Genomic DNA, 11,503 nt, shown 5'->3' on the forward strand with positions numbered 1-11,503 from the left:
GCCCTGAACACCGAGAAGGCCAAAGCCCTGCAGGCCGCGCTGGCCCAGATCGAAAAGCAGTTCGGCAAAGGCACCATCATGAAGCTGGGCGACGGCGAGGTCATCGAAGACATCCAGGTCGTTTCCACCGGCTCCCTGGGCCTGGACATCGCCCTGGGCGTCGGCGGCCTGCCGCGCGGCCGTGTGGTTGAAATCTACGGCCCTGAATCGTCGGGCAAAACCACGCTGACCCTGCAGGTCATCGCCGAAATGCAAAAACTGGGCGGCACCTGCGCCTTTGTGGACGCCGAGCACGCGCTGGACATCCAGTACGCGCAAAAACTGGGTGTCAACCTGCAAGACCTCCTGATCAGCCAGCCCGACACCGGTGAGCAAGCGCTTGAAATCGTGGATTCGCTCACCCGCTCCGGCGCGGTCGACCTGATCGTGGTCGACTCGGTGGCGGCGCTCACGCCCAAGGCCGAGCTTGAAGGCGAAATGGGCGACTCGCTGCCCGGCCTGCAGGCCCGCCTGATGAGCCAGGCGCTGCGCAAGCTCACCGCCACCATCAAGAAGGCCAACTGCATGGTCATCTTCATCAACCAGATTCGCATGAAGATCGGCGTGATGTTCGGTTCGCCCGAAACCACCACCGGCGGCAATGCGCTGAAGTTCTACGCCTCGGTGCGGCTGGACATTCGCCGCATCGGCTCCATCAAGAAAGGCGAAGAGGTGATCGGCAACGAAACCCGGGTGAAGGTGGTCAAGAACAAGGTGGCCTCGCCATTCAAGACGGCGGAGTTCGACATCCTCTACGGCGAGGGCATCAGCCGGCTGGGCGAGGTGCTGGACCTGGGTGTGGCCGGCCACATCGTCGAAAAAGCCGGCGCCTGGTATGCCTTCAACGGCGAAAAAATTGGCCAGGGGCGCGACAACTCGCGTGAGTTCCTGAAAGAAAACCCCGAACTCGCCATCGAGATCGAAAACAAGGTGCGCGAATCGCTGGGTATTCCGCTGGTGCAAGCCGCGGCCGGCACCGAGCCAGCACCGGCTGAAAAGGCGCCCAAGGCCGAGAAAGCCGAAAAACCCGCCAAAGTAGCCGCCTGAGCCTGTCTTTTGAATGCCAAATAAGGCGACATACCAATCAGAATGGGCGCAAGCAGCTATCAAAAGAGTAGCGCTTGCATTTCAATCTGGCTGGGTCCTTTGACATGGAAAACCCGGCAGACAGCTCCCCCGCCAAACCCGCCCGCCGTGCGGGTTTTGGCCTTTCCCTCAAGGGCCGCGCATTGCGTTACCTTGCCGCGCGCGAACATTCACGCGCCGAACTTGAACGCAAGCTGGCTCCGCATGAAGAAACGCCGGGCCAGCTGAAGGCGGTGCTCGACGACCTTGAGCTCAAGGATTTCATCAGCGAAGAGCGTGTCATCGATTCGGTCATCAACCGGCGTTCCCGCAAGCTGGGCGCCTCGCGTATCCAGCAGGAGCTGCAGGCCAAAGGACTGGACGTGACGGCCATACGGGAGGCGGTTGGGCAGCTTAAGGCCACCGAGCGCGAACGGGCGCGAGACATCTGGCAGCGAAAGTTTGGCACAGCCCCGGCCAACCCCGCAGAACATGCCCGGCAAATCCGATTTCTGGCGGGAAGAGGTTTTACACTGGAGGTTGCATCGTGGGTCCTCAAAAATCCCGACAAGGAAGGGTATTGAGATCCRGGCTGCAGTGGCCCTTCCTCCCAAAGTCTGGCCTGGGAATGTGAAAAACTTTCAGGAGTCAGCCATTTTCCAGAGTATCCGCACCCTACTGGCACGCAATAAAAGCGCTGTATCTGCCGGACCGATTGTCCCGGACGAAGATGCCCAGTCATTGCGCTCACGTGGCAACGAATTGTTGGCACAAGGCAGGATTTCCGAGGCCACCGACTGCTATCGCCAGGTGGTTGCCATGACACCGAACGATGGCTTGGCCCATGTCAACCTGGGTTATGGCCTGATGGAACTGGGCGAACTGCCTGAGGCCAGCGCTAGCTTCAGGCAGGCCCTCGCGTTGGACGGCGGTCTTCTGGATGCCCATTTCCTGATGGGACAGGTGCAGATGCGCCAGACGTTGGTTGAAGACGCGGTCCGCAGTTTCCGAGCGGCTCTGACTTTGAAGCCTGATTTTGATTTGGCCTGGTTTGAGCTGGCCCGCGTGCAGGAAARTTTGCACCAGGTGGATGCGGCGCTGGATAGCTACCAGCAGGTCCTGCGTATCAATCCGGCCTTTGTAGATGCGGCAGCCAACCAGGTCAAGCTGYTGCTTGACTTGCAGCGCTGGCAGGAGGTCATCACGGTGGCGGACGGGCAGATGAAAAACGGAGCACCCCATGRCTTCGGCATCCAGAAAGCGTGCGCGCTGAACGGTTTGGCCCGCCATGACGAAGCCCTTGCCCTGATCGATGCCATTCTGGCTGAACATCCCGGGAATGTTCCGGCGCTCGACGGCAAAGCGGCGATTCAGGCTGCACAGGGCAAGCATGCGTTAGCCTTGCAAAGTTACGAGCAGGTGATCGCATTGCAGCCCCAGCATGCGGACGCGCTGTCGAATGCCGGTGCGGCCTGCGACCGGTTGGGTCGGCTTGATCAGGCCATGGCTTTTCATGAACGCGCCGTTAGCCTGCAGCCGCAAAATACGCACGTTCTGTACAACATGGGCTGCACCCTGCTGAATCTGGGTCGCTGTGCTGAAGTGGTGACGGTTGCTGATCGCGGTCTCGCGGCGGAGGGCGACCATGCCAATCTCCACTGGAACAAGGCCGTTGCCCATTTGCTGCTTGGCGACCTGCGCCAAGGCTGGCCTGAATACGAATGGCGGTGGTTTGCCAGCGCGCTTGGTCCGCGTCCGCCTAGGCCCAATTTCGGCAAGCCTATTTGGACCGGCGAGTCGCTTATTGGTAAAAGCATTTTCCTGTATGGTGAACAAGGCTTGGGCGACACCATACAGTTGCTGCGCTACATCCCTTTGATTGCCACCAGAGGCGCGAAAGTATTTTTATCGGTCCCGGCTTCGATAGAGCCGCTCTGCGCGGACTTCAAGGATGACTGCATTCTTGTGGGCCGCGGGCAATTGCCTGGGGATTTTGACTTTCACTGCCCATTGTTCAGCCTACCGTTCGCGTTTGAAACCGACCTGACCAGCATTCCGGCGGCCATTCCCTACTTGCGAAGCATTCCTGCCCTGAAGACAGGATGGGAAGGAGAGTTGCGAAAGCTCAGCACAGAGCGCGGCCCAAGGCTGGGCTTGGTCTGGTCAGGTAGCGCGACACATCAGAATGATGCGAACAGGTCGATGCCGCTGGCGACGCTGCTGGACGCTTTGCCGCAGTCCTGCCAGCTGGTGTGCCTGCAAAAAGAGGTGCGTGAGGCTGACCAAGAGCTGGTCGAGTCGGCCGGCATCTTCTTTGCAGGTGACGCGCTGAAAACCTTTGAAGACACAGTTGCTCTGGCTGATTGCGTGGACCTTGTCATCAGCGTCGACACCAGCGTCGCCCATCTGGTTGGCGCGATGGGAAAACCGCTGTGGCTCATGCTGCCTTATCGGCCAGATTGGCGCTGGATGCTTGAACGGGACGACAGCCCCTGGTACCCCACGGCGCGCCTATTCCGCCAAGGCGAGAGCCGTTGTTGGGAAGAAGTAGTAAAGAAAGTCGGCAGTGAATTGCCAAAGGCGCTTGAACACATCAAAAGGGAAGGCTGAGCTTCAACTTTGGGAGGCAAGGAGTTTGGTTGTCCGGTCCGGACGATTAGAGACCCAGCATCAGCTTCAGGTTCTGGACTGCAGCGCCGGATGCGCCCTTGCCCAGGTTGTCCAGCCGCGCCACCAGCACCGCATGGCGGTACTCTTCATTGGCAAACACGCGCAACTCCATCTTGTTGGTGTCGTTCAGCGCCAGCGCATCCAGCTTGCCTGACTCGGGCGCGGCCTCCGCGGTTACCCATTCGCTGCCGGCATAGTGTTTGGCCAGTACGTCCTGCAACTGCGCCCCGGTTGGTTTGCCGGGCAGCAAGTCAAGGTGCAGCGGCAATTGCACCAGCATGCCCTGCTTGAAGTTGCCTACCGACGGAATGAACACCGGCCGGCGTGTGAGCCCTGTGTATTTCATGATTTCGGGCAGGTGTTTGTGTTTCAGGCCCAGGCCGTAAAGTTCAAACAGGGGAGCGGTGCCGGCTTCGTAGTCTTCAATCATCTGCCGGCCGCCGCCGGAGTAACCGCTCACAGCGGGAAGGCTCAGCGGGAAGTCGGCCGGGATCATGCCGGCGTCAACCAGCGGACGGATCAGCGCGATCGCACCGGTGGCGTAGCAGCCGGGGTTGCCCACGCGGTCGGCAGCGGCCACGGCGGCGCGCTGGGTCTGGGTCAGTTCGGGAAAGCCGTAAACCCAGCCGGACACGGTGCGGTGAGCCGTGGAGGCGTCAATGATTTTGGGCTTTTTGCCGGTCAAGCTGTCAATCATGGCGACCGATTCGCGTGCCGCGTCGTCGTGCAGGCACAGGATCACCATATCCACCTGCGCCATCAGGGCGCGCTTGGCGGCCGCGTCCTTGCGCAGCTCGGGCGCGATGCTGACGAGTTCGATCTGCGGCATGGCTTGCAGCCGCTCGCGGATTTGCAGGCCCGTGGTGCCGGCTTCGCCGTCAATAAATACTTTAGGCATGGGCTTCCAGGTACAAAACAAAGTGGGCGGCTGGCCGCCCCAGAGGTCAATTTCGGCCCTTTTCGGGGTGTAAGGCGGGCACAAGAGTTGTGCGTCGCACCATGATACAGTTCTGCGTTGCTGCCTGCAGTGACCGCCGACGTGGTTTTTTGGGCCGGTGTGGCCTGTTTCCGACACCCCATTCCTCTGCCCAAATCCCTGTTGCACCCCCCTCTTTTACTGAATTCTGAAGGTCTTTCATGAAAATTCACGAGTACCAGGGCAAGGAAATCTTGCGCAATTTTGGTGTGCCAGTGCCGCGCGGCATCCCGGCCTTCACGGTGCAGGAGGCGGTGGAARCCGCCCAGAAGCTAGGTGGCCCGGTGTGGGTGGTCAAGGCCCAGATCCACGCGGGCGGCCGCGGCAAGGGCGGCGGCGTGAAGGTTGCCAAAACCATCGACGACGTCAAGCGCATTGCCGGCGAAATCCTCGGCATGCAGCTGAAAACGCACCAGACCGGCCCAGAAGGCCAGAAAGTCCGCCGCCTCTATATTGAAGACGGCGCCGACATCCAAAAGGAATACTACGTTTCGGCCGTGACCGACCGTGAGTCGCAAAAGGTGGCCTTCATCGCCTCCAGCGAAGGCGGCATGGACATCGAAGAGGTGGCTCATTCCAACCCTGAAAAAATCATCAAGGTGTTTGTCGATCCGCTGGTCGGCATGACGGACGCCCAGGCGAAGCAAATCGCCGCCGGCATCGGCATGCCTGCCGACTCCGTGGCGCAGACCGTCGACATCCTGAAAAAGCTCTACAAGTGCTATATGGAGACCGACGCGTCGCTGGTTGAAATCAACCCCCTGAACCGCAACAGCAAGGGTGAAGTCATGGCCCTGGATGCGAAGTTCAACTTCGATGCCAACGCGCTGTTCCGCCATCCCGAAATCGTGGCCTATCGCGACCTGGACGAAGAAGACCCGGCCGAAGTCGAAGCCAGCAAGTTCGACCTCGCTTACATCAGCCTGGACGGCAACATCGGCTGCCTGGTCAACGGCGCAGGCCTGGCCATGGCGACCATGGACACCATTAAACTTTTCGGTGGCGAGCCAGCCAACTTCCTGGATGTGGGCGGCGGCGCAACAGCTGAAAAAGTCACCGAAGCCTTCAAGATCATGCTGAAGAACCCTGATGTCAAAGGCATCCTGGTCAACATCTTCGGCGGCATCATGAAGTGCGACACCATCGCCGACGGCGTGATCACCGCCTGCAAGGCCGTGAACCTTTCGGTTCCACTGGTCGTGCGCATGAAGGGCACCAACGAAGACCTGGGCAAGAAGATGCTGGCCGATTCTGGCCTTCCCATCATCGCCGCAGACACCATGGCCGAAGCCGCGACCAAAATCGTCGCCGCTGTCAAATAAAAGCCCGGAGCCAAGAACATGTCCATCTACATCAACAAAAACACCAAAGTCATCACCCAGGGCATCACCGGCAAAACCGGTCAATTCCACACCCGCATGTGCCGCGACTACGCGAACGGCAAAGAAGCTTTTGTGGCCGGTGTGAATCCCAAGAAAGCCGGCGAAGACTTCGAAGGCATCCCGATTTTTGCCAACGTGACCGAAGCCGCCAAGGCGACCGGCGCAACCGTGTCGGTCATCTATGTGCCCCCTGCAGGCGCTGCCGCCGCCATCTGGGAGGCTGTTGAAGCCAACCTGGACCTGGCGATCTGCATCACCGAAGGCATTCCGGTCAAGGACATGCTGGAAGTGCGCAACCGCATGAAAGCCAAGGAAGCTGCCGGCGGCAAGAAAACCCTGCTGCTGGGCCCCAATTGCCCCGGTCTGATCACGCCTGAAGAAATCAAGATCGGCATCATGCCAGGACATATCCACCGCAAGGGCCGTATCGGCGTAGTCAGCCGCTCCGGCACGCTGACCTATGAAGCTGTGGCGCAATTGACCGAAATCGGCCTGGGCCAATCGAGTGCAGTCGGTATCGGCGGCGACCCGATCAATGGCCTCAAGCACATTGACGTGATGAAAGCCTTCAATGACGATCCGGACACTGACGCCGTCATCATGATCGGCGAAATCGGCGGTCCCGATGAAGCCGAAGCCGCCCAGTGGTGCAAGGCCAACATGAAAAAACCGATCGTTGGCTTCATTGCTGGTGTGACTGCCCCTGCCGGCAAGCGGATGGGCCATGCGGGCGCGCTGATCTCCGGCGGCGCCGACACGGCCGATGCCAAACTTGCCATCATGGAAGCCTGCGGTTTCACCGTGACGCGCAATCCTTCGGAAATGGCCAAACTGCTCAAAGCGCTGCTGTAAGGCGCCACCACAAAAAAGTGATTTGAAAACTTGACCACGGTCAAGCAGGTAAGCAGTAATACCAATCGGGATTGGCCTATTGCGGCTTAGACTCTCCAAAACAAAAAAGCGCTTCCCAGCGCTTTTTTAATTCATAACAGGAGCTGCCATGTTTTTCGGACTGGACCTCGCGTCCCCCCTCTTCTGGAGCGCTTTCGGCTCCATCCTTCTTGCCAACATCGTGCTGTCTGGGGATAACGCCGTGGTAATTGCCATGGCTGCGCGCACACTCAAACCCGAGCAGCGTGGCAAGGCGATCTTCTGGGGCAGCGCCGCCGCGATCGTGATGCGTATCGTGCTGACCATTGTGGCCATTCAGCTGTTGAGCTTGCCATACCTGAAGATGATCGGTGCCGTACTGCTGGTCTACATTGGCGTGGACCTGCTCAAAGGCGAAGAAGATGAAGACGGCGAAGGCCACGAAATCAACGGCATGATGGCTGCGATTCGCACTATCCTGATTGCCGATCTGGTAATGAGCCTGGACAACGTTCTGGCAGTCGCAGCAGCCGCCAAGGGCAACCTCCCGTTGCTGGTACTGGGTCTTCTGGTGAGCATCCCGCTGATTATTTTCGGCGCCACCTTGTTGACCAAGGTCATGGAGCGCTTCCCCATCATCATTACCATCGGTGCAGCTCTTTTGGGCTTCCTGGCGGGTGAGATGTTGCTGACGGATCCTGCGGTGGTGAGCTATTTTGGTGCCGTTAGCGACCATACGGTGACTGCCGGTGGGATTGTGGGTGCCGTGCTCGTGGTGGCACTGGGCACCTACCTGACCAAACGGCAGCAGACAAAGGCGCCTTCCGCCTGAACCGGCGTACGGCCCGGCCGCCGCAGCCCCTTTGGCGGTTAGGGTCGTTTCTTAGCGTTCGCCACCTGCTGCGGACCGGATGCGCGCCGCGCATACCAGAAAACCACTTATTTGCAACAGTCGGCACGCTTGCGGTGCAGAAGTCGCTTGTCCAGCCGCACCCCGTCTGTTAATGTCCATTGTCAGGAGACTTGTAACCTGCCGAAACAGTCGGCGGGTGATATCCGGCGCACGAAATTTGCTGCCGGAGGACCGATAGTACAAAGCAATTACAAAAATGGCTGGGGCTATGCATAGCGAATCAGGACAAGGGACGGGAAGTGGCCAAAACATCTAGGAAATTGAGTCAGTTCTGGCGGGCCGACTGGTTTGTGGGCGTTCTGGTGGTGCTGGCCGTCCTTTTTTTGCATGGCCTGACCGATTTTTTCGGCACACTTGAGCGCCGTTACTATGACTATGCGAGCACCAGCAGCAATCGTCAGCCCTCAGACCGTATAGCGGTTATTGCGATTGACGACCAAAGCATCGCGAATATAGGCCGTTGGCCCTGGCCCCGGGACGTCCATGCGAAGCTGATAGACCAGTTGACAGCCGCCAAGACCAAGACAGTCGTCCACACGGCTTTTTTCTTTGAGCCTCAAACCGACCGAGGTCTCGCTTTTATCCGCAAGATGAAAGAGGTCCTCGGCGATCCTGCTGTCGCGCAAACTGGTATTGGCGAGCAATTGAGCAAGGTGATTGCGGATGCCGAGGTGGCGCTGGATAGCGATGCCAAGCTGGCTGCCAGTATGGTCAATGCCGGCAATGTGCTTGTGCCCTCGGTGTTTACTCTTGGCGAGCCGCAGGGCAGGCCAGACAATCCGCTGCCGGCCTACGCGCTCAAAAGCGCGATTGACGAGAGCAACGGCTTTTCCATTGCGGCAATACGCGGCACCCAGCCGATTGAAGCCATAGGCAATGCCGCCGCCGGTATAGGCCACCTGAACCAGATACAGGATCCCGTTGATGGGGCAGTTCGCCAGGAGCCGCTGCTTGTCAATTATTACGGCAAGGGTGTGCCCTCTATGGCGCTGCTGGCTGCCGCAAAAAGCCTCAACCTCAACACCTCTGATATCAAGCTCAACGTGGGGGAGTCGGTGCAAATCGGCAAGCTCCGAGTGCGCACCGACGAGTCGGCCCTGATGTTGCCGCAGTTTTATAAAGGCAGCGGCGGCAAGCCTGCTTTTGCAGTTGACTCCTTCTATGACGTGCTGACGGGCAAAATCCCTGCCACCAAATATGCGGACAAGATTGTGGTGATCGGCGCCACGGCGCAGGGCGTGGGTAGCCTCTTCACGACGCCGGCCGGTCCGGGGCTGTCACCGGCAGAGACCATTGCGCACATCACTTCCAGCATCCTGAGTGAACACTTCATTGTCCAGCCGACTTGGGGTGTCTGGGCTACGTTGGCTGTTCTGCTCGTGGTTGCGGCTTACCTTATCGCCGGGTTGCCTCGCCTCTCCGCTGGTAAGGCTGCGGTCATCACGTTGGCACTGTTCCTGGTGTTGCTGGTGGTTGAGTTCGGCTTGCTGTCGGCGGCCGCGACCTGGCTCAAGTTTGTCTTTCCCGCAGCCCTGCTGGTGATCGGCCACCTGGCGTTGACGACCAAGCGCTTCCTCATGACCGAGGCTGGCAAGCTCAAGTCCGACGAGGAATCGGCCGAGACCAATCGCATGATGGGTCTGGCGCTGCAAGGTCAAGGCCAGCTCGACATGGCGTTTGATCGTTTTCGCCGCGTACCTTTCACTGACGCACTGATGGACAACATGAACAACCTAGCGCTGGATTTCGAGCGCAAGCGCCAGTTCAACAAAGCTCAAGCCGTGTACGAGTACATGGCCACCTACAACAAGAACCACAAAGACCTGCAGTCCAAGCTTAATCGGGCCAAAAACCTGTCGGAAACCGTCATTTTGGGCGGTGGCGGCGCGCACCCGGGCGGGACCATGCTCCTTGACGGTGGGGGTGTTGAAAAGCCCATGTTGGGTCGCTATCAAGTCGAAAAGGAATTGGGCAAGGGCGCCATGGGCGTGGTGTACCTCGGCAAGGACCCAAAGATTGGCCGTGTCGTCGCCATCAAGACTATGGCTTTGAGTCAGGAGTTCGAGGGCGAGGAGCTTGACGATGCGCGGGAGCGCTTCTTCAGGGAAGCCGAGACCGCTGGCCGGCTGCAGCACCAGAACATTGTCACGATTTTTGATGCGGGTGAAGAACACGACCTGGCATTCATTGCCATGGAGTTTCTGAAGGGCAAGGATCTGGCAGATGTCACCAAGGACGGCCATTTGTTGCCGGTCCCGAAGGTCCTGTCCATCGTGGCACGGGTGGCTGAAGCCCTGGCTTACGCACACAAGCAGAATGTGGTGCACCGGGACATCAAACCGGCCAACATCATGTATGAAATCGAAAGCGATACGGTGAAGGTGACCGACTTCGGCATCGCTCGCATTACGGATTCAAGCAAAACAAAGACCGGTCTTGTATTGGGGACGCCCAGCTTCATGTCGCCGGAGCAGATTGCAGGTAAAAAAGTCGACGGGCGCTCGGACTTGTACTCGCTGGGTGTCATGCTGTTTCAGATGCTGGCTGGCGTGTTGCCATTCCGTGGCGATTCCATGGCCGAACTGATGTACAAGATCGCGAACGAAGAAGCCCCCGATATCCGTATCATCCGTAAAGAGCTGCCGGCGCGACTGGCCGAGATTGTTGCGCTGTCTCTGGCCAAGAAGCCGGAGTTGCGGTATCAGGATGGTGATCGATTGGCGACAGATCTGCGCGCTGTCATTGCCGCAATGGAAGGTACTGCACCGGCCCCATCGTTTGCGCCTCAACAGGGTGCGCCAGCAGCCCAATTTGACGCCACGGTCGTGCAATCAGCGACTGTACCAGCTGCTGGCCCGAAGACCTATGATGCGACCCAGGCCGTGAATGTCGACGGCACGCAGACATTTGAGAAAACCGTGGTTTCCAAAGCACCTGCTGCCGATACCGACACCCAGTGATCACACGAACAAGATGAACTACGAGATTTGTACACATACCGACCCGGGGTTGACGAGGGACAACAACGAGGATGCGGTTGCTTTTGATGCTGCGACGCGGCTTTGCATCCTGGCGGACGGAATGGGTGGCTATAACGCAGGCGAAATTGCAAGCGGCATGGCTGCCGCTTTCATCAAGTCGGAAATGGGCCGTTGGCTTTCCCAGGCGGGCAGGCATGCCAATGCCAAGGAAGTGCGCCGGGCTTTAGAAATCTGCGTGGAAAATGCCAATCATTCGATCTTCAACGCGGCGAACTCCAACCCCCAGTACRCGGGTATGGGTACCACGCTGGTGGTGGGGGTGTTCCAGGACGGGCGACTGATGCTGGGTCATATTGGCGATTCCCGTTGCTATCGTCTGCGCGGCCAGGAGCTRCAGCAAATCACCAAAGACCACTCGCTGCTGCAAGAACAAATTGACGCCGGGCTGATAACTCCCGAGCAGGCACTGACTTCCCTGAACAAGAACTTGGTCACACGCGCCTTGGGCGTCGAAGACACGGTGCTGGTTGAGGTCAATGAGCATCGTGTGGACGCGGGGGACCTTTATCTGATGTGTTCGGATGGGCTCTCGGACATGGTTGCGGAT

The 11,503-nt window shown here is 58.9% G+C and carries 9 protein-coding genes; 8 read left to right on the top strand and 1 reads right to left on the bottom strand.

Going from position 1 to position 11,503, the window contains the following annotated elements; genetic code table 11:
- From recA to AC1D1P_RS05625, 3 genes are all read left to right on the top strand, one after another.
- A partial coding sequence (gene recA, locus AC1D1P_RS05615) for a recombinase RecA (protein ID WP_477672340.1) occupies positions 1-1,086 on the top strand: 1,086 nt, incomplete at its 5' end.
- A gap of 74 nt (positions 1,087-1,160) precedes the next feature.
- Positions 1,161-1,688 carry a recombination regulator RecX gene (gene recX, locus AC1D1P_RS05620; protein WP_477670588.1) on the top strand — a complete coding sequence of 176 codons (528 nt, stop codon included), beginning with the start codon at positions 1,161-1,163 and terminating at the stop codon, positions 1,686-1,688.
- A 46-nt stretch (positions 1,689-1,734) separates the two neighbouring features.
- Positions 1,735-3,714: a tetratricopeptide repeat protein gene (locus tag AC1D1P_RS05625; protein ID WP_477672341.1), complete on the top strand. Its 1,980-nt coding sequence runs from the start codon at positions 1,735-1,737 to the stop codon at positions 3,712-3,714.
- 46 nt (positions 3,715-3,760) lie between these two features.
- Here the strand turns inward: AC1D1P_RS05625 and argC are convergent, their stop codons facing one another.
- Positions 3,761-4,672, bottom strand: a complete 912-nt coding sequence (argC, locus tag AC1D1P_RS05630) for an N-acetyl-gamma-glutamyl-phosphate reductase (protein ID WP_477670590.1) — start codon at positions 4,670-4,672, stop codon at positions 3,761-3,763.
- A gap of 239 nt (positions 4,673-4,911) precedes the next feature.
- On the opposite strand from argC, the gene sucC reads away from it, so the two are divergent.
- The 5 genes from sucC to AC1D1P_RS05655 all read left to right on the top strand — a co-directional run.
- On the top strand, positions 4,912-6,072 hold the full coding sequence (sucC, locus tag AC1D1P_RS05635; protein ID WP_477672342.1) for an ADP-forming succinate--CoA ligase subunit beta: 1,161 nt from the start codon (positions 4,912-4,914) through the stop codon (positions 6,070-6,072).
- Between the two features lie 18 nt (positions 6,073-6,090).
- Complete coding sequence (gene sucD / locus AC1D1P_RS05640; RefSeq protein ID WP_457282070.1) at positions 6,091-6,984, top strand: succinate--CoA ligase subunit alpha; 894 nt, start codon at positions 6,091-6,093, stop codon at positions 6,982-6,984.
- A gap of 148 nt (positions 6,985-7,132) precedes the next feature.
- Entirely contained in the window at positions 7,133-7,834 is a 702-nt protein-coding gene (locus AC1D1P_RS05645) for a TerC family protein (RefSeq protein WP_477670592.1), read from the top strand.
- Between the two features lie 341 nt (positions 7,835-8,175).
- A complete protein-coding gene (locus AC1D1P_RS05650) occupies positions 8,176-10,875 on the top strand; it encodes a CHASE2 domain-containing serine/threonine-protein kinase (RefSeq protein ID WP_477672343.1) in 2,700 nt (899 codons plus the stop codon).
- Between the two features lie 13 nt (positions 10,876-10,888).
- Positions 10,889-11,503 (top strand): PP2C family protein-serine/threonine phosphatase (locus AC1D1P_RS05655; protein ID WP_477672344.1); only part of this gene is annotated, 615 nt, incomplete at its 3' end.

Source organism: Polaromonas sp. P1_E1_2, from assembly GCF_056406035.1.

Bases quoted from the DNA above. Each gene is read 5' to 3' on its own strand.
- argC (WP_477670590.1), bottom strand. From the start codon at position 4,672: ATGCCTAAAGTATTTATTGACGGCGAAGCCGGCACCACGGGCCTGCAA.
- sucD (WP_457282070.1), top strand. From the start codon at position 6,091: ATGTCCATCTACATCAACAAAAACACCAAAGTCATCACCCAGGGCATC.
- AC1D1P_RS05645 (WP_477670592.1), top strand. From the start codon at position 7,133: ATGTTTTTCGGACTGGACCTCGCGTCCCCCCTCTTCTGGAGCGCTTTC.